The 26,308-nt window shown below is 65.9% G+C and carries 24 protein-coding genes; 14 read left to right on the top strand and 10 right to left on the bottom strand.

All coding sequences use genetic code 11. The features are described 5' to 3' along the window. Positions 1–158: 158 nt before the first annotated feature. The 4 genes from ACSFBM_RS02205 to ACSFBM_RS02190 form a co-directional block, all read right to left on the bottom strand. Positions 159–1,451: a replication-associated recombination protein A gene (locus ACSFBM_RS02205; RefSeq protein ID WP_435482934.1), complete on the bottom strand. Its 1,293-nt coding sequence runs from the start codon at positions 1,449–1,451 to the stop codon at positions 159–161. Between the two features lie 16 nt (positions 1,452–1,467). Continuing rightward, complete coding sequence (gene lolA, locus ACSFBM_RS02200; RefSeq protein ID WP_435482933.1) at positions 1,468–2,100, bottom strand: outer membrane lipoprotein periplasmic chaperone LolA; 633 nt, start codon at positions 2,098–2,100, stop codon at positions 1,468–1,470. Between the two features lie 181 nt (positions 2,101–2,281). Continuing rightward, a complete protein-coding gene (locus ACSFBM_RS02195; RefSeq protein ID WP_435482932.1) occupies positions 2,282–4,717 on the bottom strand; it encodes a DNA translocase FtsK in 2,436 nt (811 codons plus the stop codon). A 95-nt stretch (positions 4,718–4,812) separates the two neighbouring features. Beyond that, positions 4,813–5,487, bottom strand: coding sequence for a Crp/Fnr family transcriptional regulator (locus ACSFBM_RS02190; protein WP_435440646.1), 675 nt, complete (start codon positions 5,485–5,487; stop codon positions 4,813–4,815). Positions 5,488–5,667: 180 nt separating this feature from the next. Between ACSFBM_RS02190 and trxB the strand changes: the two genes are divergently transcribed. The 3 genes from trxB (at position 5,668) to rpmG (ending at position 7,227) form a co-directional block, all read left to right on the top strand. Beyond that, entirely contained in the window at positions 5,668–6,627 is a 960-nt protein-coding gene (gene trxB, locus ACSFBM_RS02185; RefSeq protein ID WP_435482931.1) for a thioredoxin-disulfide reductase, read from the top strand. 181 nt (positions 6,628–6,808) lie between these two features. Further along, positions 6,809–7,042 (top strand): 50S ribosomal protein L28, encoded by a 234-nt coding sequence (gene rpmB, locus ACSFBM_RS02180; RefSeq protein ID WP_007830293.1) that lies wholly within the window; start codon positions 6,809–6,811, stop codon positions 7,040–7,042. An 11-nt stretch (positions 7,043–7,053) separates the two neighbouring features. Then, positions 7,054–7,227, top strand: coding sequence for a 50S ribosomal protein L33 (gene rpmG / locus ACSFBM_RS02175; RefSeq protein ID WP_007830291.1), 174 nt, complete (start codon positions 7,054–7,056; stop codon positions 7,225–7,227). A 171-nt stretch (positions 7,228–7,398) separates the two neighbouring features. Here the strand turns inward: rpmG and ACSFBM_RS02170 are convergent, their stop codons facing one another. From ACSFBM_RS02170 to ACSFBM_RS02160, 3 genes are all read right to left on the bottom strand, one after another. Beyond that, on the bottom strand, positions 7,399–8,613 hold the full coding sequence (locus ACSFBM_RS02170; RefSeq protein ID WP_435482930.1) for a DesA family fatty acid desaturase: 1,215 nt from the start codon (positions 8,611–8,613) through the stop codon (positions 7,399–7,401). A 132-nt stretch (positions 8,614–8,745) separates the two neighbouring features. Further along, entirely contained in the window at positions 8,746–10,017 is a 1,272-nt protein-coding gene (locus ACSFBM_RS02165; RefSeq protein WP_435482929.1) for an RsmB/NOP family class I SAM-dependent RNA methyltransferase, read from the bottom strand. A 53-nt stretch (positions 10,018–10,070) separates the two neighbouring features. Further along, positions 10,071–11,924, bottom strand: a complete 1,854-nt coding sequence (locus ACSFBM_RS02160) for a M48 family metallopeptidase (RefSeq protein WP_435482928.1) — start codon at positions 11,922–11,924, stop codon at positions 10,071–10,073. Between the two features lie 48 nt (positions 11,925–11,972). Here ACSFBM_RS02160 and ACSFBM_RS02155 point away from each other — a divergent pair, with 48 nt between their 5' ends. Further along, positions 11,973–12,206 (top strand): DUF1653 domain-containing protein, encoded by a 234-nt coding sequence (locus ACSFBM_RS02155; protein WP_435440641.1) that lies wholly within the window; start codon positions 11,973–11,975, stop codon positions 12,204–12,206. A 69-nt stretch (positions 12,207–12,275) separates the two neighbouring features. Here the strand turns inward: ACSFBM_RS02155 and ACSFBM_RS02150 are convergent, their stop codons facing one another. Continuing rightward, positions 12,276–12,593, bottom strand: a complete 318-nt coding sequence (locus tag ACSFBM_RS02150) for an I78 family peptidase inhibitor (protein ID WP_435482927.1) — start codon at positions 12,591–12,593, stop codon at positions 12,276–12,278. Positions 12,594–12,629: 36 nt separating this feature from the next. Next, positions 12,630–13,226 carry a phosphoribosylglycinamide formyltransferase gene (purN, locus tag ACSFBM_RS02145; protein ID WP_435482926.1) on the bottom strand — a complete coding sequence of 199 codons (597 nt, stop codon included), beginning with the start codon at positions 13,224–13,226 and terminating at the stop codon, positions 12,630–12,632. A 133-nt stretch (positions 13,227–13,359) separates the two neighbouring features. Between purN and ACSFBM_RS02140 the strand changes: the two genes are divergently transcribed. From ACSFBM_RS02140 to ACSFBM_RS02125, 4 genes are all read left to right on the top strand, one after another. After that, on the top strand, positions 13,360–14,541 hold the full coding sequence (locus tag ACSFBM_RS02140; protein ID WP_435482925.1) for an acyl-CoA dehydrogenase family protein: 1,182 nt from the start codon (positions 13,360–13,362) through the stop codon (positions 14,539–14,541). Between the two features lie 12 nt (positions 14,542–14,553). Next, positions 14,554–15,669 (top strand): acyl-CoA dehydrogenase family protein, encoded by a 1,116-nt coding sequence (locus ACSFBM_RS02135; RefSeq protein ID WP_435482924.1) that lies wholly within the window; start codon positions 14,554–14,556, stop codon positions 15,667–15,669. An 84-nt stretch (positions 15,670–15,753) separates the two neighbouring features. Beyond that, positions 15,754–17,124 carry an alpha/beta fold hydrolase gene (locus ACSFBM_RS02130; RefSeq protein WP_435482923.1) on the top strand — a complete coding sequence of 457 codons (1,371 nt, stop codon included), beginning with the start codon at positions 15,754–15,756 and terminating at the stop codon, positions 17,122–17,124. Positions 17,125–17,133: 9 nt separating this feature from the next. After that, positions 17,134–17,922 (top strand): enoyl-CoA hydratase, encoded by a 789-nt coding sequence (locus ACSFBM_RS02125; protein ID WP_435482922.1) that lies wholly within the window; start codon positions 17,134–17,136, stop codon positions 17,920–17,922. Positions 17,923–17,928: 6 nt separating this feature from the next. Here ACSFBM_RS02125 and ACSFBM_RS02120 read toward each other — a convergent pair whose 3' ends face one another. After that, positions 17,929–18,489, bottom strand: coding sequence for an HNH endonuclease (locus tag ACSFBM_RS02120; protein WP_093440106.1), 561 nt, complete (start codon positions 18,487–18,489; stop codon positions 17,929–17,931). A 167-nt stretch (positions 18,490–18,656) separates the two neighbouring features. Here ACSFBM_RS02120 and ACSFBM_RS02115 point away from each other — a divergent pair, with 167 nt between their 5' ends. From ACSFBM_RS02115 to ACSFBM_RS02090, 6 genes are all read left to right on the top strand, one after another. After that, positions 18,657–19,694: a bifunctional riboflavin kinase/FAD synthetase gene (locus tag ACSFBM_RS02115; RefSeq protein ID WP_435482921.1), complete on the top strand. Its 1,038-nt coding sequence runs from the start codon at positions 18,657–18,659 to the stop codon at positions 19,692–19,694. A 135-nt stretch (positions 19,695–19,829) separates the two neighbouring features. Continuing rightward, positions 19,830–22,679 carry an isoleucine--tRNA ligase gene (gene ileS / locus ACSFBM_RS02110; protein WP_435482920.1) on the top strand — a complete coding sequence of 950 codons (2,850 nt, stop codon included), beginning with the start codon at positions 19,830–19,832 and terminating at the stop codon, positions 22,677–22,679. Further along, positions 22,679–23,191: a signal peptidase II gene (lspA, locus tag ACSFBM_RS02105; RefSeq protein WP_435440632.1), complete on the top strand. Its 513-nt coding sequence runs from the start codon at positions 22,679–22,681 to the stop codon at positions 23,189–23,191. Before ileS ends, lspA begins: the two co-directional genes overlap by 1 nt. A gap of 163 nt (positions 23,192–23,354) precedes the next feature. Beyond that, positions 23,355–24,374, top strand: a complete 1,020-nt coding sequence (locus tag ACSFBM_RS02100; protein ID WP_435482919.1) for a LacI family DNA-binding transcriptional regulator — start codon at positions 23,355–23,357, stop codon at positions 24,372–24,374. A 55-nt stretch (positions 24,375–24,429) separates the two neighbouring features. Further along, positions 24,430–25,440 (top strand): ABC transporter substrate-binding protein, encoded by a 1,011-nt coding sequence (locus ACSFBM_RS02095; RefSeq protein WP_435482918.1) that lies wholly within the window; start codon positions 24,430–24,432, stop codon positions 25,438–25,440. A gap of 15 nt (positions 25,441–25,455) precedes the next feature. Beyond that, the gene (locus tag ACSFBM_RS02090; RefSeq protein WP_435482917.1) at positions 25,456–26,304 is read left to right on the top strand and encodes an ABC transporter permease; all 849 of its coding nucleotides are present in this window, start codon (positions 25,456–25,458) and stop codon (positions 26,302–26,304) included. Positions 26,305–26,308: the final 4 nt, after the last annotated feature.

Here is a 26,308-nt window from a genome sequence, read left to right as displayed (position 1 = left end):
AAAAAACCAGCCAACATGTGTCGCTGGCGGATTTGTGGGCGGGATTGTAAGCACGCACCAGCGCTGAATTGGTGCGCGTTGACCGGGGTTTACCCGCTCACCTCATGCTGTATGCGCGTGAGGTCATGCACTCGCTGGGTGCATGTTGCAAGACGGTATCAGTCGTTGGTTTCAGCGTTTCGGCGCCGCAGTTCGCGCAGCTTCTCGCCGATGCGAATTTCGAGTCCGCGGTCCACCGGTTCGTAGAAGACCTGGCCTTCCAGGCCGTCCGGGAGGTAGCGCTCGCCGGCGGCAAAACCGCCCTCCTCGTCGTGCGCGTAGCGGTATCCCTTGCCGTAGTCGAGCTCCTTCATGAGCTTGGTGGGCGCATTGCGCAGGTGCATGGGCACCGGGCGCGTGCTGTCTTTCTTGATGAGGGCGCGCACCGCGTTGTAGGCCTTGTAGACCGCGTTCGACTTGGGCGCGATGGCGAGGTAGACCACGCATTCGGCCAGCGCCAGTTCGCCTTCGGGGGTACCCAGGCGTTCGTAGACCTCGGCCGCGTCCAGCGCCAGGCGCAGCGCGCGCGGGTCGGCCAAGCCGATGTCCTCGCTGGCCATGCGCACCAGGCGGCGCGCCATGTAGCGCGGGTCGGCACCGCCGTCGAGCATGCGCACGAACCAGTAGAGCGCGGCGTCGGGGTCGCTGCCGCGCACCGACTTGTGCAGCGCGCTGATGGTGTCGTAGAACTGTTCGCCTCCCTTGTCGTAGCGGCGCATGCGCTCGCCGAGCACGCGCAGCAGCCACTCGTCGGTGATCTGCCCGAGCTTTTCGGCCTGCGCCGCGACGGCAAGCGTCTCCAGCGTGTTGAGCAACCGGCGCGCATCGCCATCGGCATAGGCCACGAGGCGTTCGACCGCGGCGGCTTCGATGGCGGGCACGGCCTGGATGGCCTGCGCGCGCACCACGATCTGCTGCAGGTCTTGCTCGTTGAGCGACTGCAGCACGTACACCGCGGCACGCGAGAGCAGCGCGGAGTTGACTTCGAAGGACGGGTTCTCGGTGGTCGCGCCGATGAAGGTGAAAAGACCGGATTCCACATGCGGCAGGAACGCGTCCTGCTGGCTCTTGTTGAAGCGGTGCACCTCGTCCACGAAGACGATGGTGCGCCGCTGCTCAAGCCCGTCGCGCGCCGAGGTGGCGCGGTCGACCGCTTCGCGGATGTCCTTCACGCCACCCAGCACCGCGCTGATGCTGAGGAACTGGGCATCGAAGGCATCGGCCATGAGCCGCGCGATGGTGGTCTTGCCGGTGCCCGGCGGCCCCCAGAGGATGCAGGAATGCGGCTGGCCCGACTCGAAGGCGATGCGCAGCGACATGCCCGGGCCGAGCAGGTGCTGCTGGCCGATCACCTCGCCCAGCGTCTTGGGACGCAGGCGTTCGGCAAGGGGTTGGTGGGCGGAGGTGGCCAAACCGATGGAGATTGCGCTATTGCTTGACGACGTCGGCGCCGGCGGGCGCCTTGAAATCGAACACGCTGGCGGGCATCGACGGGTTCACTTCGACCTTGCTGAACTTGAGCACCGAGCGCTGGCCGAAGCTGTCGAGAATCTCGAGCGCCGCCAGCGCGTCGCCCTGGAAGCCGACCTGCACGCTCTGCAGCTGGCCGTCCTTGTTCTTCGGCGTGGCCTTGACCCATTGCAGGCCATCGCGCTCCGGCGCGGCTTCCAGCGTGAAATCGGCCTGCAAGGCGCGCAGGTCGGGCGCCGCGGCAATCAACGCCGCGGGTGTGGAGCCCAGCGCCTGGGCCTGCGTACGTTGCGTGACCTGGTTGAGGTCGGCGTCGTACAGCCACAGCGTCTTGCCGTCGGCCACGATGCTCTGTGCAAAAGGCTTCTGGTAGTCGAACTTGAACTTGCCTGGGCGCTGGAATTCGAAGGTGCCCGTCGAGGTCTTGGTGCGGCCGGGCTGGCCTTCGCGCGGCGGGGCGGTCACGGTCTGGGTGAAGTCGGCGCGGCCCGACTTGACGGTCTTCACGAAGGTTTCGAGGCTCTCGAGCCCGCCGGCCCATGCATTGGCGGAACACAGGAGGCCGATCAATAGCCAATGACGCAATTTCAATTTGGATTCCTCGCGATTGCTCGCAATAGCTGTGCTGTTGCACGGGGCTGTGCCACGGGCTTCGACCCTAACTGCCGTCAATTGCGGCAGCTGTAGGTCTGGATGAAGATTTGCAATGCCGTACAACGCTTTTGCAAATTGCCTTTCAGCACGTAACCTGAACTCGAAGGCCCGCGGCGAATTACTCCGACGCGCGTGCCGGCACCAGAATTTCGCGCTGGCCGCTGCCGCTCATGGAACTGACCAGACCGGCCTTTTCCATGTCTTCGACAAGGCGCGCCGCGCGGTTGTAGCCGATCTTCAGATGACGCTGCACCAGCGAGATGCTGGCCTTGCGATTCTTGAGCACGACCTCGACCGCCTGGTCGTACATCGGGTCTTTTTCGGCATCGCCGCCACCCAGCAGGTCGCCGTCACCGTCGCCGTCGACCGTGCCGCCCTCGAGCACGCCTTCGATGTAGTCGGGTTCGCCCTGGCTCTTCAGGTAGGCGACCACGCGGTGCACTTCCTCGTCGCTGACAAAGGCGCCATGCACGCGGATCGGAAGACCCGTGCCGCTGGGCATGTAGAGCATGTCACCCATGCCGAGCAGCGCTTCGGCGCCCATCTGGTCGAGGATGGTCCGGCTGTCGATCTTGCTCGACACTTGGAACGCGATGCGGGTCGGGATGTTGGCCTTGATCAGGCCGGTGATCACGTCGACGCTGGGACGCTGCGTGGCCAGGATCAGGTGGATGCCAGCGGCACGTGCCTTTTGCGCAAGGCGTGCAATGAGCTCTTCGATCTTCTTGCCGACCACCATCATCAGGTCGGCCAGTTCGTCGATGACCACCACGATGTGCGGCTCGCGCTTGAGGGGCTCCGGATCGTCGGGCGTGAGGCTGAACGGGTTGTAGATGAACTCTTCGCGCGCCTTGGCTTCGTCGATCTTGGTGTTGTAGCCGGCCAGGTTGCGCACGCCGAGCTTGCTCATGAGCTTGTAGCGGCGCTCCATTTCGGCCACGCACCAGTTCAGGCCGTGCGCGGCCTGGCGCATGTCGGTGACCACGGGCGCCAGCAGGTGCGGAATGCCTTCGTAGACCGACATTTCAAGCATCTTGGGGTCGATCATGAGCAGGCGAACGTCGCGTGCCTCGGCCTTGTAGAGCAGCGACAGGATCATGGCGTTGATGCCGACCGACTTGCCGGAGCCGGTGGTACCGGCCACCAGCACGTGCGGCATCTTCGCGAGGTCGGCCACCACCGGGTTGCCGATGATGTCCTTGCCGAGGCCCATGGTGAGCATCGACTTGCCTTCGTTGTAGATCTGCGAGCCCAGGATTTCACTGAGCTTGATCGACTGGCGCTTGGCGTTCGGCAGTTCGAGCGCCATGTAGTTCTTGCCCGGAATCGTCTCGACCACGCGGATCGACACCAGCGAGAGCGAGCGCGCGAGGTCCTTGGCCAGGCCGAGAATCTGCGATCCTTTGACGCCGGTGGCGGGCTCGATTTCGTAGCGCGTGATGACGGGGCCGGGCGACGCAAGCACCACGCGCACCTCGACGCCGAAGTCCTTGAGCTTCTTCTCGATCATGCGCGAGGTCATCTCGAGCGTATCGGAAGACACCGTTTCCTGGCGCACCAGCGCCGCATCGAGCAGGTCGACCTGAGGCAGCTTGCTGTCGGGCAGTTCCTTGAAAAGCGGCTTCTGGCGCTCCTTGACGACGCGATCGCTCTTGGGCACTTCGGCCAACGCGGGCTCGATCTGTACCGGCGGGGAAGCGGCACGGCGCTTGGGCCGCGGCTCGATGAGAATTTCTTCGTCGTCGTCAGCGAAACCGCCCGACGCTGGCGCCATGGAGGGCTCGGCCTTGCCGAGCGAATCGCCGCGCATGAAGGCCGGCTCGTCAGCCTCGGCGCGCTCGCGGGCGGCCTGCTTGCCCATGGCGATGTCGGCCGCCATTTCGCGTTTCTCGCGGCGCGACTCGAAGAGCGAATACGCACGCGCGCCGATGCGCTCGGCGATCAGGCTCCATGAGAAGCGGAACACCAGCGCCGAACCGATCACGCCGCCCGCGATGGCAATCAGCGCCGAACCTGTGAAGCCCATCCAGCGAACGCTGGCCGGGCCCACGAGGTAGCCCAGCGCGCCGCCGCCGGAACCCGGCAGATGGGCTTCGAGACGATACAGTCGCGACCATTCGAGTACCGTGCTCGCGCACAGCAGCAGCACGAGGCCGAACCAGAACGCCAGGCGGCTGCGATTGAAACGGCCGCGCGGGGGCTGCTCGGCCGCTGGCGCAGACTCACCGCCGCGCAGCCATCCTGCGAGCGACGAGAGCCAGGCACGCAGCCCGGCGGCAAGGCACCACCAGACGGAATAACCCGCAAGGAAATAGCTGCCGTCGGCCAGCCAGGCGCCGATGCGCCCGCCCCAGTTCTTGATTTCGCCCCCGGTGCCCGATGTCGACCAGGCCGCGTCGGAAGGCGTGAAGCTCAGCATGGCGAGCAGCCAGAACAACAGCGCTGCGAATCCTGCAATCAGCGTGATCTCGTGGGCGAAGCGCATGGCGCGCACGCGCACGGGTTGGCCCTGGGCGGCAGAAGAAGATTGAAGCGTATTGAGCGAATAGGTCATGAAAAACACGGCGTCCGGCCCGGGAAAACGGAGGCGGACGCACGAACACTACAACAAAAGGCCGGGGCCGCCAGTGATGGGCCGACCCCGCAGGCTCAAGCCAGGGACAGGAGCCGTTCCTTGACGATCATCGAGCCGTCTTCCTGGGTCTGCACGAAACCGCGCTCTTCGAGGTCCTTCATGACGCGGCTCACCATCTCGCGCGAAGCGCCCACCATCTTGGCCAGGTCCTGGCGGGAAATCTTGTCACGCACCTTCAGGTTGCCCGCGCCGTCCTCGATGGCGAACTCGAGCAGCGAACGCGCCACGCGACCATACACGTCCATCAGCGCAAGCGATTCGATCTTGCGGTCGGCGTGGCGCAGGCGCTGCACCAGGCCGCGCATGATGTTGTATGCCATGGAGGAGTTCTCGGGCAGGCAACGCGCGAAGGCGTCGCGTCCCAGCATGAGCACGTCGCACTGGATTTCGGTGCGCACGGTGGCCGAATGCGGCTCGTCGTCAATCAGGCTCATCTCGCCCAGGTAGTCGCCGGGATGCAGCGTGGCCAGGATGACTTCGCGCCCGCGGCTGTCGGCGCTGGTGACGCGCGCGCGCCCCGTCAGGATGATGTAGAGCGCGTCGGACTTCTTGCCTTGCTCCACGACGACCTCGGAGCGCTTGAATCGCTTCTTGATGATCGCGTCCGCGATGCTTGCGGACTGCGTGGCCGTCAGAGACGCGAACAAGGGAACGCGCCGAAGCAATTCGAGGTTGGACAGCATCGACATTAATCAATCCCTGAGACAGCGCACGGAGCAGTCCAGAAGACCCGCCAATGGATTACTACAATCGCGCGCATTGAAAACACCGTTTACCCGGTGTTGAACCGGGCAGTGATACTCCATACATATCGCTACCACCCTGAAAATGTACACGCTGACGAAGCGTTCATCCTAGGTTTTCCACTCATGTCCGCACCCCAACACGCCCAGGTTTTGATTCTCGGCTCCGGCCCCGCCGGCTACACCGCCGCCGTCTACGCAGCGCGCGCAAACCTGAAGCCATTGCTCATCACCGGCATCGCTCAAGGCGGCCAGCTGATGACCACCACCGAGGTCGACAACTGGCCCGCCGACGTGCACGGCGTGCAGGGCCCGGATCTGATGCAGCGCTTCCTGGAGCACGCCGAACGCTTCAACACGCAGATCGTGTTCGACCACATCAACAAGGTCGACCTGAGCAAGCGTCCCTTCACCCTGACCGGCGACAGCGCCACCTACACCTGCGACTCGCTCATCATTGCAACGGGCGCCTCGGCCAAGTACCTGGGGCTGGCTTCCGAAGAAAAGTTCATGGGCCGCGGCGTCTCTGCATGCGCCACCTGCGACGGCTTCTTCTACCGTGAACAGGAAGTCTGCGTGATCGGCGGCGGCAATACGGCCGTCGAGGAGGCGCTTTACCTCTCCAACATCGCAAACAAGGTCACGCTGGTGCACCGCCGGGACAAGTTCCGCGCCGAGCCGATCCTGATCGACAAGGTGATGGAGAAAGTGGGCGAGGGCAAGATCGTCCTGAAGCTGCACAGCGAACTCGACCAGGTGCTGGGCGACGATTCGGGCGTGACGGGTATCCGCCTCAAGAGCACGAAGACCGGCGCCACCGAACAGATCGACCTCAAGGGTTGCTTCATTGCCATCGGTCACCACCCCAACACCGACATCTTCCAGGGCCAGCTGGACATGAAGGACAACTACATCCTGACCCGCTCCGGCCTGCAAGGCTTTGCCACGATGACCAGCATTCCCGGCGTCTTTGCCGCGGGCGACGTGCAGGACAACGTGTACCGCCAGGCGATCACCAGCGCAGGCACCGGCTGCATGGCGGCCCTGGACGCGCAGCGCTTCCTGGAACAGGACGGCACGCTTTAAACCAGGCGGCGGGGGAAAGGGCTATAATCCGAGGCTTTGCCGAAATAGGACCACCCTTCAACAAGGACAGGTTACGGCAAAGCCGGGGTACCGCCACCCGTTTCTGGCGAGGTCAAGCTGCAAAACACCCTGCGACTTTTCGGTTGCGAGCGGTGCCAGCTGTTCAAGAAAGAGTGTCCTCATGGCACGCGTATGCGACGTAACGGGCAAAGGCCCGATGGTCGGAAACAATGTTTCCCACGCCAACAACAAAACCAAGCGCCGGTTCCTGCCGAACCTGCAATACCGCCGTTTCTGGGTCGAAACTGAAAACCGCTGGGTTCGCCTGCGCGTTTCGAGCGCTGCCCTGCGCCTGATCGACAAGAACGGTATCGACGCCGTGCTCGCAGACCTGCGCGCACGCGGCCAAGCTTAAGGAGCTGAATCATGGCAACGAGCAAAGGCGGACGCGAAAAGATCAAGCTGGAATCCACTGCGGGTACCGGCCACTTCTACACGACCAGCAAGAACAAGAAGACGATGCCTGAAAAGATGTCGATCATGAAGTTCGACCCGAAGGCGCGCAAGCACGTCGAATACAAGGAAATCAAGCTGAAGTAATTCAGCTCCCGTTTTCCAAAACAAGAAACCCGCTGCTTACCCAGCGGGTTTTTTGTTGCCTGCACTTTCTTCGCCTCACTGCACTTCTCGCAAAAGCAGGGCAGGCGCTCGAAACTGACAGACGTAAAAAAGCCGGCCCTCAGGCCGGCTTCTTGATTGGGTTGGCTCGCGTCAGGCGCGTGCGGCACGCAGGCGGGTCGAGAAGTCGCGCAGACCGGCAATGCCGCTGGCTTCCGCACGATGGCACCATGCCGCCAGATCGGCCGCAAGTTGCTCACGAGACTGCGAGGTGTTCAGCCAGAGCTGGCGCAACTCTTCGCGCATCGTGACCATCTTGTCGAGCACCGGATGAGCAGCGCGGGCCTGCACAACGTGCGTGCGGGCCGACGCCGGCACCTTGTCGTCGTCACGGTGCAGCCAGCGCTTGGCGGCCTTGAGCACCGACAGGTCGGCACCCTTGGTCTTCAGCGCATCCAGCTCCAGGCTGGTGGCGCGGCGCATTTCACGCGCATAGCCGGCCATGACTTCGTAGCGGTTGGCAATGACGGCTTCGAGGGTCTTCTCGTTGGCCACGGGCTGGATGTCGCCCATCTGCATCTTCGGCGGCACCTTCTTGACCTTGGCCCAGCCGAGTTTCTGGAACACCTGGATGTAGACCCAGCCGATGTCGAACTCGTACTTCTTGACCGAGAACTTGGCCGAGGTCGGGTAGGTGTGATGGTTGTTGTGCAACTCTTCGCCACCGATGATCAGGCCCCAGGGCATGATGTTGCGGCTGGCGTCCTGCGCCTCGAAGTTGCGGTAGCCCCAATAGTGGCCGATGCCGTTGATGATGCCGGCGGCGGTGATGGGGATCCATAGCATCTGCACCGCCCACACGGCCATGCCGAGCGTGCCGAACAGTGCCAGGTTGATGACCAGCATCAGGCCGACGCCTTGCCAGCTGTAGCGCGTGTACAGGTTGCGCTCGATCCAGTCATCCGGCGTGCCGTGACCATAGCGCTCCATCGTTTCCTTGTTCTTCGATTCGGCGCGATAGAGTTCTGCGCCGCGCCAGAGCACTTCGTCAATGCCCTTGACCTGCGGGCTGTGCGGGTCGTCGACGGTTTCGCACTTGGCGTGGTGCTTGCGGTGAATGGCAACCCACTCCTTGGTCACCATGCCGGTGCCGAGCCACAACCAGAAGCGGAAGAAATGCGACGGAATCGGGCCGAGATCCATCGCCCGGTGCGTTTGCGTCCGGTGAAGGAAGATCGTGACCGCGGCAATCGTGATGTGCGTGGTGACGAGCGTGTACAGCACGACTTGCCACCATGCGAGGTCCCACAGGCCGTGTCCGAGCCATTGAATGGCCGCGTCGAGAACGGCGGAGTCAGGAAGCAACATTGAGTCAGGTACTCCATGGCCACACGAAGGTGCAGCCTTAAGGTAACCTGCGATTTTAAAGGGGTGGACCGGAAACGGACCCTTTAAACCTTCAAGAAAACCGCAGATTTACCCTCGTTTGGAGTGCTGTCCCTATTTGCGGTTCCACACGGCGGCAAAGAAACCGTCGGTGGAATGACGGTGGGGCCACAGGCGCAGGTAGCGCAGCCCCCCCTCCCCGCCGGCGCACAGTGCTTCAAAACCCTCGACTTTCAGGCCTTGCAGCAGTTCTGCCGCGTCCACCGGCACGAAATCGGGGTTGGCAGCACCGAAAGCCTCGGCAATGGCCTCGTTTTCCTCCGGCAGCACGCTGCACGTGGCGTAAACCAGACGGCCACCCGATTTCACGAGCCGCGCCGCGCTTTGCAGGATGGCGGTCTGCTTGACCGTCAGTTCCTCGACCGATTTGACCGACTGGCGCCATTTCAGGTCCGGGTTGCGCCGCAACGTGCCCAGCCCGGAGCACGGCGCATCGACCAGCACGCGGTCGATCTTGCCCGCCAGGCGCTTGACGCGGTCGTCGCGTTCATGGGCGATGGCGGCCGGATGCACATTCGACAGCTTGCTGCGCGCCAGCCGCGGCTTGAGCGCGTCCAGCCGGTGCGCCGACGTGTCGAACGCGTACAGGCGGCCGGTATTACGCATCGTCGCGCCGATGGCCAGCGTCTTGCCGCCCGCGCCGGCGCAGAAGTCGACCACCATTTCACCGCGCTTGGCGTCCAGCAGCAGCGCGAGCAGTTGCGAGCCCTCGTCCTGCACCTCGACCGCGCCGCGGGCAAATGCGTCCAGCTTGGTCAGCGCCGGCTTGCCTTCGATGCGCAAGCCCCAGGGCGAGAACGGCGTTACTTCAGATTTGATAGCAGCCTTTGCAAGCTCCGCCTTCACTTCCGCTCGTTTGTCGGTCAGCGCATTGACGCGCAGGTCGAGCGGGGCGGGTTGCTGCAGGCTCTCGACCAGCGGCCAGAAGCCGTCGCCCAGTTGCGCCTTCAACGGCGCGACCAGCCACTCGGGCAGGTTGTGGCGATGGCGTTCGAGCAGGTCGTCGGGCTTGACGGCGTCGCAGTTGTCGAGCCAGCGCTTCTCGGTGTCGTTGAGCGCGCTCTTCAGGAAGTCGCGCGGGCCATAGAAGCCGAGGATCGCCATGCGGCGCTCCTTCGAGCCGCTGCCCGAGGGCGAGAGGTGGTCGAACAACAGCTTCTTGCGAAGCACGGTGTAGACGGTTTCGGCGAGCGTCGCGCGCTCGCGCGGGCCGAACTCGCGGTGGTCGCGGAAAAAGCGCGAAACGACCTGGTCGGCCGGGTGATCGAATTTCAGGACAAGGCCGACCAGATCGGCGGTGGCCTCCAACAGGGCTTTGGGGTGCATCCCCCCATTGTCTCAGCCAGCCGACCCCTTCGGTCCGGCGCCGCATTGAAGGGTTATGCAGTGCGCGCCCAGACCTCGCCGAAAGCCTGCTGTTCGATGTCTTCCACCGAGGGCGAATGGCCCGCCCACAGCACCAGCGTGGCGCCCGGCAGGGTCAGCGTCTGCTCCAGCTGGCGGCACATCTGCCAACGGTCCTCGTCGTCGAGCCCCGGCAGGTCGACGAACACGATGTAGGCACGGCGCCAGGGAAACTCGCGCAGATTCTTGCGCACCAGCCAAGCCCGCGAGGCGGGCAGGCAGCGCACGAGGTCGGCGCGAAGCTCTCCCAACTCGTAGCCGCTCAGGTCGTGCCGCGAGATCTGGCTGAAGAACGGCGTGCCCGTGATTTCCTCCCAGGCGCGCGCCTCGGCCTCCTCCGCCTCCTTGAGACGGCCGCGCCACAGCTTGAGCGCCTCTTCCTCGTGCGGTCCCGCATCGGGGTCTTCCAACGTGCCCACCGCGCTCCTGGCGGCCCACCAGCGGCTGGCCGCGCCGGAGCCGTGCAGCCGCTCGAGCACGGCGAGCCGCGACGCACGGTCGCTCGCGGGCAGCATCTGGGCCAGGCCGCGCAGCGCGCCCGGATGCTCCGGAGCGATGCGCAGGGCGCTTTCGTAGCGCACACGAACGGGCGCCGCCGGATCGAGCCGCCGCTCCGAATCGGCCCACTCGACCATCTCGTCGGGCGTGTTGTGCTCGCCGCGCGCAGCCAGCACCAAGATGCGTTCACGAATGCGCAAGCGGTGCGCATGGTGCTGCTTCCAGTCGGCCGCATGCGCGCGGCGCCACTGGTTGTCGAAGTATTCGATCCACTTCTTGCGGTCTGCGAGCAGTTCGAGCGCCGAGCGCTGGGACCATTCGGGCAGGACTGCTTTCTGGTGGAGTGCCTCCAGCCGGTCGCGCAGCACCGGGTGGGTGTCGTCCAGGTCGCTGACGCGGCGCATCGCCTCGCGCAGCGCCTGGCGCGCAAAGTCCTCGTCGGGCGGCGTGCGCACGCGCTTGCGCAGCGCCGCGAACGGACCCGGCGGCTGCGGGTCATGCTCGGCGCGCGACCAGTGCCAGGGCCAGAACTCGTTGGCGTACCAGCTGCCCTTGATCGCGATTTCGGTCAGCGCGGCGGCCGCCACCGAGGTGCCCAGCAAACGGCCCGAGATGCGGTCGGCCTCGTACTCGTCCTGCCGGGCCAGTGCGAAGGTCTTGGCCGCGAAGCGCGGGAAATACCAGCGAAAGAAAGCCTGCGAGAACAGCGCCATCACGCCTTCGTTGCGCTGCAGGTTGGCGTCGAGCTTGATCCAGGACAGCCGTGTGCGGTAGATCCACGCGCTCAGCTTGCCATGGTTGCCGCGCAGGTGGCCGTACTCGTGCGCCAGCACCGACAGCAGGCGCCGCCGGTCGAGCATCATCAAGAGCGGCAGGCCGATGCTCAAAGAATTGATGGCGCCGCCGAAGAGGCCGAAGCGCGGCACCTGGCGGATGCTGGCGTTGAATTCGTCGTCCAGGTAGACGTGGTGGACCAGCGGGCCCTTGATCTTGCTGCGGATGCGGTCCAGCGCCTCGAAGAGCGCGGGCGCGTCGTCGCGCTGGAGCTCCACGCCCTCCGGCTCGTCGAAGCGCACCCAGAGCGCGCGCAGCGTGGCCCAGAGCAGTCCGCCCGCAAACAGCAGCACCCAGCCGCGCGTGAAGCTGAAGCGCTCGTCGCGAATCGACACAAGCACCCAGACAATGAGCCCCACCGCAAGTCCGAGGCAGCCCAGCACCCAGACATAGCCGAGCGCGGCAAAGGCCGCCACGCTGCGTCGATAGCGCGCACTGTCGTCCGCACTGGCATGCTCGCTCAGTCGAACCAGGTGAACAAAATCCGCGCGATCCATCCGACTCCCGTCACATCAATCCCAGACAGTTCCTGAAAGAAGCCCCCGTTGAACGACGAAGACCTCCCGCCCCTGATCGAAACACCGCCCGGCCGCTACCGTCACTACAAGGGCGGCGAATACGAGGTGATCGGCACCGTGCGCCACAGCGAAACGCTGGAGCCGATGACGCTGTACCGTGCCTTGTATGGCGCCCACGGACTCTGGGTCCGGCCGGCCGCCATGTTCGGCGAGACCGTCGACATCGACGGCACACCGCGGCAAAGATTCACCAAAATCTAGTCATTCAAGCCGGGAAACGCTTGCCCAGCCTGAATAGTTTGCTATTTTTTAAATAGCAAACTATTCACTTCAACCGCAGCGGACGTCGGTCACGCGGTTGCGCGCGTCCACATCGAGATTGAGCCGTCCGCCATTCAGTTCGGTCGTGGCTGCGTCACCTGGCTTCAGCACGCGCACCGTGCCGGCTGCTGCGCGAACGCGGGCGGCGGCTTCGAGCTGGGGCGTCAGGGGCTGGCCCACGGCAAAACGTGCACCGTCGGCGCTGCATTGGAAGACCGGCTCCGGCGGCGGTACGGGTGCAGCCGCTGCGGGCGCGGGCGCAGGCGCTGCACAGCCGGCCAGCAGGGCGGCGCCGAAGGCGGCCAACAGCAACGATTGGGTTTTCACGTCAACACTCCCGAAAACCCGCGAATATAAACAACTTTAAGGTTTGTGACTCAATGTATCTGCAAGCCATCCCGCGATGGCACGCGGATACAACAGATGCTCCTGCGCGAGCACCCGGCCGGCCAATGTGGCGGCAGTGTCTTCGGGCAGCACGGGCACCACGGCCTGCGCCAGGATCGGTCCGTGGTCGAGCTCCGTGGTCACCTGGTGCACCGTGACCCCGGCCACCTTGCAGCCCGCCTCGATGGCGCGCTGGTGCGTGTGCAGCCCCGGGAAAGCCGGCAGCAGCGAGGGGTGGATGTTCACCAGCCGCCCCGCATAGCGCCCGACGAAGCCCGGCGTCAGGATGCGCATGAACCCGGCCAGGACCACCAGCGCGGGCGCGTGGGCGTCGACCGCCTGCGCCAATGCTTCGTCGAAGGCCTCGCGGGTGGCGAACGCCTGGTGCGGCACCACGGCCGCGGCGATGCCGTGCGAGGCGGCAATCGCCAGCCCGCCGGCCTCGGCCTTGTTGCTCACCACCGCGGCAATGCGTGCGCCGAAGCGCTCGGCCCAGCGCTCGCGCTCGGCGGCGCGCACGATGGCCGCCATGTTGGAGCCGCCGCCGGAGATCAGGATCACGATGTTCTTCATGGGAGGCGGGATTATCCGTGCCTGTCTCCCTTGTCGCGGCGCGGACACCGCATAGCAGCACGACCGTGCTAAAACTCCGGGCTCCGGAGACACACCGCGTCTGCGGCGAAACGATCAACACAGCGAGGCACGCATGGATTTGAGCTTCACACCCGAAGAACAGAAGTTCCGCGAAGAAGTTCGCGCCTGGGTCAAGGACAACCTCCCCAAGGAGATTTCGCACAAGGTGCACAACGCGCTCGAACTGACGCGCGACGATCTGCAAGGCTGGGCCAGGATCCTCGGCAAGAAGGGTTGGCTGGGCTACGGCTGGCCCACCGAATTCGGCGGCCCGGGATGGACCGCCATCCAGCGCCACCTGTTCGAGGAAGAAACCGCACTGGCCGGCGCGCCGCGCATCATCCCCTTCGGCCCCGTGATGGTCGCACCGGTGATCATGGCCTTCGGCAACGCCGAGCAGCAAAAGCGCTTCCTTCCCGGCATCGCCAGCGGCGAAGTGTGGTGGAGCCAGGGCTACAGCGAACCGGGCTCGGGCTCCGACCTGGCCTCGGTCAAGACCAAGGCCGAGCGCAAGGGCGACAAATACATCGTCAACGGCCAGAAGACCTGGACCACCCTGGGCCAGTACGGCGACTGGATGTTCAACCTCGTGCGCACCAGCAACGAAGGCAAGCCGCAGACCGGCATCAGCTTCCTGCTGCTCGACATGAAGTCGCCCGGCGTCACCGTTCGCCCCATCAAGCTGCTCGACGGCGGCCATGAAGTGAACGAGGTGTTCTTCGACAACGTCGAAGTGCCGGCCGAAAACCTGATCGGCGAAGAGAACAAGGGCTGGACCTACGCCAAGCACCTGCTCTCGCACGAGCGCACCAACATCGCCGACGTGAACCGCGCCAAGCGCGAGCTCGAACGCCTCAAGCGCATCGCCAAAAGCGAGGGCGTGTACGAAGACGTGCGCTTCCGCGACGAGATCGCCAAGCTCGAGGTCGACATCGTCGCGCTCGAGATGATGGTGCTGCGCGTGCTGTCGGCCGCCACCTCGGGCAAGAACTCGCTCGACGTGGCCGGCCTGCTCAAGATCCGCGGCAGCGAGATCCAGCAGCGCTACAGCGAACTGATGATGCTGGCCGGCGGCGCCTATTCGCTGCCGCTGATCCGCGAAGCGATGGAAGCCGGCTGGCAGGGCAACTTCCCCGGCGGTAACCCGGCGCTCGCACCGTTGGCATCGACCTTCTTCAACATGCGCAAGACCACCATCTACGGCGGTTCGAACGAAGTGCAACGCAACATCGTCGCGCAGACGGTCCTGGGCTGAGGAGACACGAACATGGATTTCAATTTCACCGACGACCAGGAACAGCTGCGCGACGCCGTTCGCAAGTGGGTCGACAAGGGCTATGACTTCGAGCGCCGCCGCGGCATCGAGGCCAAGGGCGGCTTCTCGCGCGAGGCCTGGGACGAACTGGCCGAGCTGGGCCTGGGCGGCCTGTACATCAGCGAGGACGACGGCGGCCTGGGCATGGGCCCGGTGGCCGGCATGGTCGTGATGGAAGAACTGGGCCGCGGCATCGTGCTGGAGCCCTTCGCGCAGACGCTGATCGCCGGCGCGGTGCTCAGCGGATATGCCGACGGCAGCACCAAGGAAAGCCGGCTGCCGCGCATCGCCGGCGGCCAGGCCATCGTGGTGCTGGCGTACCAGGAACGCAAGGCGCGCTACCGCCTCGACCTGTGCGACGCCACGGCCGTGAAGTCGGGCAGCGGTTATTCGCTGACCGGCGCCAAGAGCGTGGTGCCGGTGGGCGACGAGGCCGACGCCTTCATCGTGCCGGCCAAGGTCGACGGCAAGATCGCCCTCTTCCTGGTCGAGCGCAGCGCCAGCGGCGTCGAGGCCCGCGGCTACGGCACGCAGGACGGCAGCCGTGCGGCCGAGGTGGTGTTCGACAAGGCCGACGCCACCCTGGTCACGGCCGACGGCCTGGCCGCGCTCGAACACGCGGTCGACGTGGGCATTGCCGCCCTCTGCGCCGAAGCGGTCGGCGTGATGGACAAGACCGTTGCGCTGACCATCGACTACATGAACCAGCGCAAGCAGTTCGGCGTGGTCATCTCCAGCTTCCAGGCGCTACGCCATCGCGTGGCCGACATGAAGATGCAGCTGGAGCTCGCGCGCTCCATGAGCTACTACGCGACGCTCAAGCTCAACGCCCCGGCCGACGAACGCCGCCAGGCGCTCGCGCGCGCCAAGTACCAGCTGGGCACGTCGATGCGCTACGTCGCCGCGAACTCGGTGCAGCTGCACGGCGGCATCGGGGTGACCGACGAATACATCGGCAGCCACTACTTCCGCAAGCTCACGCAGATGGAAATGACCTTCGGCGACACCCTGCACCACCTGGGCGAAGTGTCGGCACGCATGCAGGACACGGCCGGCGTCTTCGCCTGACGGTCTTTTTCTCATAGCATCCAACGCCCGCCCGCCTTGCGCCGGCGGGCGTTTTCACTTGGAAACCTGCCCCAGGAACGAAACATGCAATCCCGTCGCACCCTCCTTGCCATGGCCGTCGTCACGACCTCCGCAATCGCCGCCGCCACCATGCTCACCGCCTGCGCCACCTCCCCGTCGCCGTCGTACACCGAACGCCCGCCCGTCGTGTTCGTGCACGGCAACGGCGATTCGGCCGCGCTCTGGCAAACGACGATCTGGCGCTTCGAGTCGAACGGCTGGCCGGCCGACCGGCTCTTCGCGTTCGACCAGCCCAACCCGCTGGCGCGCGACGACGATGCCGTGGCCCAGGCCGGGCGCAGTTCGACGGCCGATTCGGCCGTGTTCCTCAAGGCCCGGATCGACCAGGTGCTCAAGGCCACGGGTGCCGGCAAGGTCGTGCTGGTAGGCAATTCGCGCGGCGGCAACACCATTCGCAACTACGTGCAGAACGGCGGCGGCGCGGCCGTGGTGAGCCACGTGGTGCTGGGCGGCAACCCGGCGCACGGCATCTGGGCCGTGAAGGGTTTCCGCGAGAACAACGAGTTCTCCGGGCTGTCGGGCTTCATGCAGCAGCTCAATGCGCCGAAGGGGCCGAACGGCGAAGAGGTCACGCCGGGCGTGAAATGGATGACCCTGCGCTCCGACAACAACGACAAGTACGCCCAGCCCGACGGCGTGTGGATCGGCGCGCCGGGCAAGCCGACGAACATCGGCTTCGACGGGCCGGCGCTCAAGGGTGCGACCAACGTCGTGCTGCCGCGCGTGGACCACCGCGAGACCTCGTTCTCGCCCGCCGCGTTCGCCGCGACGTGGCAGTTCCTGACGGGCCAGGCACCGCGCAGCACCGACATCGCCTTGCAGCCGAACGTGGTGCTCGACGGCCGCGCGATCGGCGCCGAGAACCTGGCGCTGAACGGCGCGCAAGTGACCGTCCATGCGGTCGACCCGGCCACCGGCGTGCGGCGCGGCGAAGCCGTCCACACCCAGTCCGTGGGCGCCGACGGCCGCTGGGGGCCTTTCAAGGCGCACAGCGACACTAGCTACGAATTCGTCCTGGCAGCGCCCGGCTACGGCACCACGCACATCTACCGCAGCCCGTTTCCGCGCAGCGGCAGTTTCGTGCACCTGCGGCCCGAACGCGTCACGCCGGCAGACAACGGCGCGAGCTCGGTCGTGGTGTTCACCCGTCCGCGCGGCTACTTCGACGCCCAGCGCGACACCCTGCGCTTCGACGGCAAGAGCCCGCCGGCCGGCGTGCCGCCCAAGGGGGCTGGCGTGTCGACCTCCCGGCTGCGCCTGGAAGGCGGCGGTGCGCCGCGCGCGGTGACCGGCGAGTTCAACGGCGAGCGCATCACGGGCCTCACATGGCCGGCCGCGAACGAACACACGACCGTGCTCGAACTCACCTACTGAGGCATCGCCATGAACGACACCGGCGCTCCCTTCGTGCTGCAGTCACGCGACGAACGCGGCGTGGTCACGCTCACGCTGAATCGGCCATCGTCTTTCAATGCCCTGTCGGAAGGCATGCTCGGCGCGCTGGAACAGGCGCTCGGCGAGGTGGCGGCCGACGAGAGCGTGCGCGCCGTCGTCATTGCAGCGGCGGGCAAGGCCTTCTGCGCGGGCCACGACCTGAAGGAGATGCGCGCCGAACCGTCGCTCGGCTACTACCAGCGGCTGTTCGAGCGGTGCGGCGCGATGATGCTGTCGATCCAGAAGCTTCCGGTGCCGGTGATCGCCCGCGTGCACGGCATTGCGACGGCGGCGGGCTGCCAGCTGGTGGCGGTGTGCGACCTGGCCGTGGCATCGAGCGACGCGCGGTTCGCGGTCAGCGGCGTGAACGTGGGCCTGTTCTGCGCCACGCCCAGCGTCACGCTGTCGCGCAACCTGGGGCGCAAGGAGGCCTTCGAGATGCTGGTGACGGGCGAGTTCATCGGTGCGCAGGAAGCCCGCGACAAGGGGCTGGTCAACCGGGTGGCGCCGCCTGCGGAACTCGATGCGGCCGTCGAATCGCTGGTGGCCAGCATCGTCGCCAAGCCACGCCGGGCGCTGGCTCTGGGCAAGGCCCTGTTCTACCGCCAGCTCGAAACCGGCATCGAGGCCGCGCTGGCCGACGCCAGCCAGACCATGGCCTGCAACATGATGGACGAGAGCGCGCTCGAAGGCGTGCAGGCCTTCATCGAGAAGCGCCCACCGGCCTGGAAGCGCTGAAGCCAGCTAGCTGTCGTGCAGCCGCGAGCTTTGCGGCAGGTGCGCCATCAGGAACTCCATCTGGTCCGCCAGGATGCGGCGGTTGCGCAGGATGAAGTCTTCCCAGAGGCTGGGCACGTAGGGCGCGTACAGCAGCGGCATGTTCGCCTGCTCGGGCGTGCGGCTGCTCTTGCGGTGGTTGCAGGGCTTGCAGGCCGTGACCACGTTCATCCAGGTGTCGATGCCCTTCTGGGCAAAGGGAATGATGTGCTCGCGGGTGAGCTCGTCTTCGTGGAAGTGGCCGCCGCAGTAGGCGCAGACGTTGCGGTCGCGCGAGAAGAGCTTGCTGTTGGTCAGCCCGGGCCGCTGGGTGAAGGGATTGATGCGCGGCACGCCCTTGGTGCCGATGATGCTGTTGATCGCGATCTGCGACTGCTCGCCCGTGACCGCGTTGTGGCCGCCACGAAACACCGCCACCTGCGCGCCCACTTCCCAGCGAACTTCGTCCGCCGCGTAGTGAATCACCGCCTGTTCAAGCGATATCCATGACTGGGGCAGCCCTTGGGCCGACAGCTTCAAGACCTTCACCAACGTCTCCTCAAAAAAGGGAAGAACCACGGAAAGACCAGGGACACGGAGCGCATTGCAGACCCACGCCGGACAACGCACTGCGTCACAATATACCGGCTTTGTGACAAATCGGCCTGATTCGCCCAATTGGCGGGCGAAAGGCGCTATCAAAAAGATACTCACCGATGCAGGTTTTTCGCGGCTTCCGGCACCCGGGCGTGGCCCCTGCCTGCGCTCTCACCATTGGCAATTTCGACGGCGTGCACCGTGGCCACCAGGCCATGCTCGCGCTGCTGCAGACCGAGGCCCGCCAGCGCGGGCTGCCGAGCTGCGTGCTCACGTTCGAGCCGCATCCGCGCGACTATTTCGCGGCCATCACCAAGAAACCCGACCTGGCGCCGGCGCGCATCGGCACGCTGCGCGACAAGCTCAGCGAACTGGCGGCCTGCGGGGTGGCGCAGACCATCGTGCTGCCGTTCGACGGCCGGCTGGCCACCCAGTCGCCGGAGGAATTCATCCAGAACGTGCTGCTCGACGGCCTGGGCGCGCGCTACGTGCTGGTGGGTGACGACTTCCGCTTCGGCGCCAGGCGCGCAGGCGACTACGCCATGCTCGATGCGGCCGGCGGCGCGCAAGGCTTCGACGTCGCGCGCATGAACAGCTACGAGGTCCATGGCCTGCGCGTGTCCAGTTCGGCGGTGCGCGAGGCGCTGGCCGAAGGCCGCATGGCCGACGCCCACACCCTGCTCGGGCGGCCGTACACCATCTCGGGCCACGTGGTCCACGGCCGCAAGCTCGGCCGTGCGCTGGGCGCCTCGTCGCCTGGCCAGGACGACGGATTTCGCACCCTCAACCTGCGCTTCAAGCACTGGAAACCGGCAGCCAACGGCATCTTCGCGGTGCTGGTGCACGGCCTGGCCGAGCAGCCCCTGCCGGGCGTGGCCAACCTGGGCGTGCGCCCTTCGCTGGACGCGAATGACGTCAACGGCGGGCGGGTGCTGCTCGAAACCCATTGCCTGGAGTGGCCCTCCCATCTCGGGAGCGAAGGGGCCTACGGTAAAATCGTCCGCGTGGAACTGCTGCACAAACTGCACGACGAATTGCGCTACACCAGCCTCGAGGCCCTCACTGCGGGCATCGCGAAGGATGGGCGCGACGCACGTGCGTTCTTTGCATCGACCCACGCAGAAACCCACCGCCAGACCACGCGCGATCGAATTTAGCCCTGCACGCACCGTGCTGCCGCCCTTCGACAAGCTCAGGGCGAACGGCTTTATCTTCCGCACCGACACGCTCCTTTTTTTCCCGGGCAGTTCGGGCCGAGCCTGTCGGAGCCCCCTGTTTCGCCGTACCCCACCATGTCTGACGCTGCTTCCCCCAAAGATTACCGTTCCACGCTGAACCTGCCCGACACCCCCTTCCCGATGCGCGGCGACCTGCCCAAGCGCGAGCCGGGCTGGGTGAAGGAGTGGAACGACGAAGGCCGTTACCACCGCCTGCGCGACGCCCGCCACGGCGCGCCCAAGTTCATCCTGCACGACGGCCCGCCGTACGCCAACGGCCAGATCCACATGGGTCACGCCGTGAACAAGATCCTGAAGGACATGATCACCAAGGCGCGCCAGCTCGAAGGCTTCGACGCGCTCTACGTGCCCGGCTGGGACTGCCACGGCCTGCCGATCGAGAACGCCATCGAAAAGCAGTTCGGCCGCAACCTGAGCCGCGACGAGATGCAGGCCAAGAGCCGCGCCTTCGCCACGGAGCAGATCGCCCAGCAGATGGTCGACTTCCAGCGCCTGGGCGTGCTGGGCGAATGGGACCATCCGTACAAGACCATGGACTTCGCCAATGAAGCCGGCGAGCTGCGCGCGTTCAAGCGCGTGATCGAACGCGGCTTCGTGTACCGCGGCCTGAAGCCCGTGTACTGGTGCTTCGACTGCGGCTCCTCGCTGGCAGAGTTCGAAATCGAATACGCCGACAAGAAGAGCCAGACCATCGACGTGGCCTTCAAGGCGCACGAGCGCGAGAAGGTGCTCAAGGCCTTCGGCACCGACCACACCATCCTCGGCGACATCTTCGCGGTGATCTGGACCACCACCGCGTGGACCATCCCGGCCAACCAGGCGATCAACCTCAACCCCGAGATCGAGTACTCGCTGGTCGACACCGAGCGTGGCCTGCTGATCCTGGCCAACTCGCTGGTCGAGATGTGCATGACGCGCTATGCGCTGGACGGCAAGGTGCTGGCCACCGTCAAGGGTGAGCAGCTCGGCGGCCTCGAATTCGAGCACCCGCTGTACGACGTGGATGCCGGCTACAAGCGCCTGTCGCCGGTGTACCTGGCCGACTACGCCACCGCCACCGACGGCACCGGCCTCGTGCACTCCTCGCCCGCCTACGGCGTGGACGACTTCAACTCCTGCGTGGCGCACGGCGTGGCGTACGACGACATCCGGAACCCGGTGCAGGGCAACGGCAGCTACGCGCCCGACTTCCCGCTGTTCGGCGGCCAGAACATCTGGAAGGCCGTGCCGGTGATCATCGCCGCGCTGCGCGACGCCAACCGCCTGCTGACCACCGAGACCATCACGCACAGCTACCCGCACTGCTGGCGCCACAAGACGCCGGTGATCTACCGCGCCGCGGCGCAGTGGTTCATCCGCATGGACGAAGGCGAAGGCGTGTTCACCAAGGACAAGGCCCCCAAGACGCTGCGCCAGACCGCGCTCGACGCCATCGAGCAGACCAGCTTCTATCCGGAGAACGGCAAGGCGCGACTGCACGACATGATCGCCGGGCGGCCCGACTGGTGCATCAGCCGCCAGCGCAGCTGGGGCGTGCCGATCCCCTTCTTCCTGCACAAGGATTCGGGCGAGCTGCATCCGCGCACCATGGAAATCCTCGACCAGGCCGCCGACATCGTCGAGAAGGGCGGCATCGAGGCCTGGAGCCGCGTGACGGTCGAAGAGATCCTGGGCGCCGAAGATGCGCCGAGCTACACCAAGAGCACCGACATCCTCGAGGTGTGGTTCGACTCGGGCTCGACCTTCTATCACGTGCTGCGCGGCACGCACCCCACGGTGCACCACGAGACCGGCCCCGAAGCCGACCTGTACCTCGAGGGCCACGACCAGCACCGCGGCTGGTTCCATTCGTCGCTGCTGATCGCCTGCGCCCTGGAAGACCGCGCGCCGTACCGCGGCCTGCTCACGCACGGCTTCACGGTGGATTCCAAGGGAATCAAGATGAGCAAGTCGCTCAAGAACGGCATCGACCCGCAGGAAATCAGCAACAAGCTGGGCTCGGAAATCATCCGCCTGTGGGTGGCCGCGAGCGACTACTCGGGCGACATCGCGGGCGACGACAAGATCCTGGCGCGCGTGGTCGATGCGTACCGCCGCATCCGCAACACGCTGCGCTTCCTGCTGGCCAACACCAGCGACTTCGACATCGCGAAGGACGCGGTGCCGCTCGACCAGCTGTTCGAGATCGACCGCTACGCCATGGCGCGCGCGGCGAAGTTCCAGGCCGAGATCCTCGCGCATTACAAGGTGTACGAGTTCCATCCGGTGGTGGCCAAGCTGCAGATCTACTGCTCGGAAGACCTGGGCGGCTTCTACCTCGACATCCTGAAGGACCGGCTCTACACCTCGGCGCCGGGCTCGCTGGCGCGCCGCAGCGCGCAGACGGCGCTGTGGCACATCTCGCAAGCCATGCTGCGCTGGATGGCGCCGTTCCTGAGCTTCACGGCCGAAGAGGCCTGGAAGTTCGTGGGCACGGGCAAGCCGGGCGAGTCGATCTTCACGCAGACCTACAGCCAGTTCGACGCCCCTGACGAAGCGCTGCTCGCCAAATGGGGCCGCATCCGCGAGATCCGCGACGCGGTGAACAAGGACATCGAGGCGGTGCGCGCCGAAGGCAAGGTGGGTTCGTCGCTGCAGGCCGACCTGCAGGTGACGGCATCGGCCGACGACTTCGCGCTGCTGGGCTCGCTGGGCGAGGACCTGAAGTTCGTCTTCATCACCTCGGCCATCGCGTTGGCCGCGGGTGAAACGCTGGCGACGGTGGTCACGCCGAGCACCGCGCAGAAGTGCGAGCGTTGCTGGCACTACCGCGACGACGTGGGCCAGGACGCGGCCCATCCGACGATCTGCGGGCGTTGCACCAGCAACCTGTTCGGCGCCGGCGAATCGCGGAGCTTTGCCTGATGGCCGCCGCACGCTCCATGTCGGCATCGCGCTCGCGCGCCGGCAGCATCTGGCCCTGGCTGGGGCTGGCGCTGATCATCGTGATCATCGACCAGTTCACCAAGACGCTGATCCTGGGCTACTACAAGCTCGGTGACGCGACCTACGTGACGGGCTTCTTCAATGTCGTGCGCGCGCACAACACGGGGGCGGCCTTTTCGTTCCTCGCCGATCACTCGGGGTGGCAGCGCTGGTTCTTCACGGCCATCGGCGTGGCCGCGGCGATCTTCATCGTGTGGATGCTTCGCTCGCACGCAGGGCAGAAGCTGTTCTCGTTTTCGATGGCCTGCATCCTGGGCGGCGCCATCGGCAACGTGGTCGACCGGATGATGCACGGCTACGTCGTGGACTTTCTGAGCTTTCACCTGGGCAATTGGTATTTCCCGGCGTTCAATGCGGCGGACAGCGCCATCACGCTGGGGGCGATCTGCCTGATCGTCGACGAGATCCGGCGGGTGCGCCGGGGCAAGTAAGCAAGTTTCTCAAGGGGCCCACGGGCCCCTTCTTCTTTGGGGGCAGCGCCACCTTCGCCAGGTGCCGAGGGTTTGTCCCCGCTTCAGAGCTGTCATCACAAAGTCATACTGCCGCGGTCCAATGTAATCGATTACATGAACACCGATCACTGACTTCCGCACGATGAGCATCCAAGCCGTAGCAGCCAAAGCCGGGGTCTCCGTGGCCACCGTGTCGCGGGCCTTCAATTTCCCCGACAAGGTGACGCCCGCCACGCGCGAGCTGGTGGAGCGCGTGGCGCGCGAGCTCAACTACCTGCCCAATGCCAGCGCACGCACCTTGCGCACCCAGCGCAGCCGCGTGCTCGGCGTGGTGCTGCCCACGCTGCTGAACCCGACCTTCGCCGAGTGCCTGCAAGGCATTGCGCGCGCCGCCGTCGCGGGCGGCTACGCGATCATTCCCGTCACCACCGGCTACCGGCTCGACGAGGAAGAGCGCGCCGTGCACCTGCTGCTGGCCGGCAATGTCGACGGGCTGATCCTCGTGGTGTCGAACCCCTCCACATCGGCCACCCTGCCCCGTCTGCAGGCCGCCGGCGTGCCCTATGTGCTGGCCTACAACCGCCATCCCGACCACCCGTGCGTGTCGGTCGACAGCGAAGGCGCCGTGGCCGATGCGGTGACGCGGCTCGTGCTGCTGGGCCACCGGCGCATCGCGATGGTCAGCGGCACGCTGGCCGCGTCGGACCGTGCGCAGCAGCGCTACCGCGGCTACCAGCGGGGCATGGCGGAAGCCGGCCTGGAGGCGCCGGCGCTCGTCGAGGTGCCCTTCGTCGAAACCGCCGTCGATGCCCTTTCCCGCCAGCTGCAGATGCGCAACCGCCCCACCGCCCTCGTCTGCTCGAACGACCTGCTGGCCATTCGCAGCATCCGCGCCGCGCACCTCAGCGGCCTGTCGGTGCCCGACGACCTGAGCGTGGTCGGCTTCGACGGCATTGCGCTGGGCGAAGACCTCACGCCCGCGCTCACCACCATCGCGCAACCCAACAGCGACATCGGCCGCCACAGCGTCGAGTTGCTGATGCAGGCCATGGCCGGCGGCACCGCGCTGCGGGCAGATGCCAGCCTGCTGCTGCCCCATGCCTTCCGAGACGGCGAGTCGTGCGCTTGCGCGCGCGAAGACAACAACGCCGCAGTGTCCTGACCTGACCCACCTCTGTCCCTCGTCCTCCGACCACACCCCTCCAAGGAGCTCCCACATGTCTCTTCGCCTCCAACGATTCGCCCGCCTTGGCGTGCTGGCCGCGGTATTCGCCGCCGGCGGCGCCATGGCCCAGACCGCCATTTGCTACAACTGCCCGACCGAGTGGGCCGACTGGGGCACGCAGCTCAAGGCCATCAAGGCCAAGACCGGCGTCACCGTGCCGGCCGACAACAAGAACTCGGGCCAGTCGCTCGCGCAGCTGACGGCCGAAAAGGCCAGCCCGATCGCCGACGTGACCTACCTGGGCGTGACCTTTGCGGTGCAGGCCGCAAAGGACGGCCTGGTCGAGCCCTACAAGCCCGCCGCCTGGAAAGACATTCCCGACGGCCTGAAGGACCCGGCCGGCAACTGGTTCACCATTCACTCGGGCACGCTCGGCTTCATGGTCAACGTCGACGCGCTCAAGGGCAAGCCGGTTCCCAAGTCGTGGGCCGACCTGCTCAAGCCCGAATACAAGGGCCTGATCGGCTACCTCGACCCGGCATCGGCCTTCGTGGGCTATGTCGGCGCGGTCGCCGTGAACGAAGCGCGCGGCGGCACGCTGGACAACTTCAAGCCGGCCATCGACTACTTCAAGGCACTGCAGAAGAACGAGCCCATCGTGCCCAAGCAGACCTCGTACGCACGCGTGCTGTCGGGTGAAATCGCGATCCTGCTCGACTACGACTTCAACGCCTACCGCGCCAAGTACAAGGACAAGGCCAACGTCGCCTTCGTCATTCCGAGCGAAGGCACGCTGGCCGTGCCCTACGTGATGAGCCTGGTCGCCAAGGCCCCGCACGCGGCCGATGCGAAGAAGGTGCTCGACTTCACGCTGTCCGACGAAGGCCAGGCCATCTGGGCCAAGGCCTACCTGCGGCCGGTGCGCGCCAGCGCCATGCCCAAGGACATCGAGGCGCAGTTCCTGCCCGCCAGCGAATACGCCCGCGCCAAGAGCGTGGACTACGGCCGCATGGCGGCTGCGCAGCGCGCCTTCTCCGACCAGTACCTGAAGGAAGTGCGCTGAGTCGCGCCGCATGAGATGACGCAAGCCGCCACCTCCAACGCGTCCAACGCCTCCAACGCCTGGAACCCGCGCTGGCGGCTGCTGGCCTGCGTCGCTCCCGCGGCCGCTTTCTTCGCGGCCTTCTGGCTGCTGCCGGTGGTGCGCCTGCTGACGCTGCCGGCCGACAAGGGCTGGGCCACCTACTTCGCCGTGCTGACCGATTCGCGCTACCTCACGAGCATGGCCAACACCGTCGCGCTCTCGGTGGCAGTGACCTTGACCACGCTGGTGCTGGGCGCGGCGGTAGGCATCTACCTCGCGCGCCACACTTTCGCCGGCAAGCGCATGCTGCTGTCGCTGCTCACGCTGCCGCTGTCGTTCCCGGGCGTGATCATCGGCTTCTTCGTGATCCTGCTGGGCGGGCGGCAGGGCGTGGTGGCCGACCTGAGCGACAGCCTGTTCGGCGAGCGCATCACCTTCGCCTACGGCCTGCTCGGGCTGTTCCTGGCCTACCTGTATTTCTCTTTGCCGCGCGCCATCGCCACCTACGCCGCCGCGGCCGAGTCGATGAACACGCAGCTTGAGGAGGCCGCGCGTTCGCTCGGTGCATCGCGCCTGCGCGTGGCACGCGACGTGTGGATGCCCGAACTCGCGCCCACCACCCTGGCCTGCGGCGCCATCCTGTTCGCCACTTCCATGGGCGCCTTCGGCACGGCCTTCACGCTGGCCAGCAAGTTCGAGGTGATCCCGATCACCATCTACAACGAGTTCACCAACTACGCCAACTTCGCGCTCGCCGCGTCGCTGTCGATCTCGCTGGGCATCGTGACCTGGCTGGTGCTGTTCGTGGCGCGCCGCTTCGGCGCGAACCCCGTCGCACGCTGAACGC

The sequence above is a fragment of the Variovorax pasteuri genome (assembly GCF_051216435.1).
Classification (GTDB): Bacteria; Pseudomonadota; Gammaproteobacteria; order Burkholderiales; family Burkholderiaceae_C; genus Variovorax.
Note: the sequence above shows the minus strand (reverse complement) of the source record. Positions and strands in the feature narration are given on the sequence as shown.

What these genes read in the sequence shown, in the direction of transcription:
- ACSFBM_RS02195 (WP_435482932.1), bottom strand. Translation starts at nt 4,717, where the DNA reads ATGACCTATTCGCTCAATACGCTTCAATCTTCTTCTGCCGCCCAGGGC.
- ACSFBM_RS02190 (WP_435440646.1), bottom strand. Translation starts at nt 5,487, where the DNA reads ATGTCGATGCTGTCCAACCTCGAATTGCTTCGGCGCGTTCCCTTGTTC.
- trxB (WP_435482931.1), top strand. Translation starts at nt 5,668, where the DNA reads ATGTCCGCACCCCAACACGCCCAGGTTTTGATTCTCGGCTCCGGCCCC.
- rpmB (WP_007830293.1), top strand. Translation starts at nt 6,809, where the DNA reads ATGGCACGCGTATGCGACGTAACGGGCAAAGGCCCGATGGTCGGAAAC.
- rpmG (WP_007830291.1), top strand. Translation starts at nt 7,054, where the DNA reads ATGGCAACGAGCAAAGGCGGACGCGAAAAGATCAAGCTGGAATCCACT.
- ACSFBM_RS02170 (WP_435482930.1), bottom strand. Translation starts at nt 8,613, where the DNA reads ATGTTGCTTCCTGACTCCGCCGTTCTCGACGCGGCCATTCAATGGCTC.
- ACSFBM_RS02165 (WP_435482929.1), bottom strand. Translation starts at nt 10,017, where the DNA reads ATGCACCCCAAAGCCCTGTTGGAGGCCACCGCCGATCTGGTCGGCCTT.
- ACSFBM_RS02160 (WP_435482928.1), bottom strand. Translation starts at nt 11,924, where the DNA reads ATGGATCGCGCGGATTTTGTTCACCTGGTTCGACTGAGCGAGCATGCC.
- purN (WP_435482926.1), bottom strand. Translation starts at nt 13,226, where the DNA reads ATGAAGAACATCGTGATCCTGATCTCCGGCGGCGGCTCCAACATGGCG.
- ACSFBM_RS02140 (WP_435482925.1), top strand. Translation starts at nt 13,360, where the DNA reads ATGGATTTGAGCTTCACACCCGAAGAACAGAAGTTCCGCGAAGAAGTT.
- ACSFBM_RS02135 (WP_435482924.1), top strand. Translation starts at nt 14,554, where the DNA reads ATGGATTTCAATTTCACCGACGACCAGGAACAGCTGCGCGACGCCGTT.
- ACSFBM_RS02130 (WP_435482923.1), top strand. Translation starts at nt 15,754, where the DNA reads ATGCAATCCCGTCGCACCCTCCTTGCCATGGCCGTCGTCACGACCTCC.
- ACSFBM_RS02125 (WP_435482922.1), top strand. Translation starts at nt 17,134, where the DNA reads ATGAACGACACCGGCGCTCCCTTCGTGCTGCAGTCACGCGACGAACGC.
- ACSFBM_RS02115 (WP_435482921.1), top strand. Translation starts at nt 18,657, where the DNA reads ATGCAGGTTTTTCGCGGCTTCCGGCACCCGGGCGTGGCCCCTGCCTGC.
- ileS (WP_435482920.1), top strand. Translation starts at nt 19,830, where the DNA reads ATGTCTGACGCTGCTTCCCCCAAAGATTACCGTTCCACGCTGAACCTG.
- lspA (WP_435440632.1), top strand. Translation starts at nt 22,679, where the DNA reads ATGGCCGCCGCACGCTCCATGTCGGCATCGCGCTCGCGCGCCGGCAGC.
- ACSFBM_RS02100 (WP_435482919.1), top strand. Translation starts at nt 23,355, where the DNA reads ATGAGCATCCAAGCCGTAGCAGCCAAAGCCGGGGTCTCCGTGGCCACC.
- ACSFBM_RS02095 (WP_435482918.1), top strand. Translation starts at nt 24,430, where the DNA reads ATGTCTCTTCGCCTCCAACGATTCGCCCGCCTTGGCGTGCTGGCCGCG.
- ACSFBM_RS02090 (WP_435482917.1), top strand. Translation starts at nt 25,456, where the DNA reads ATGACGCAAGCCGCCACCTCCAACGCGTCCAACGCCTCCAACGCCTGG.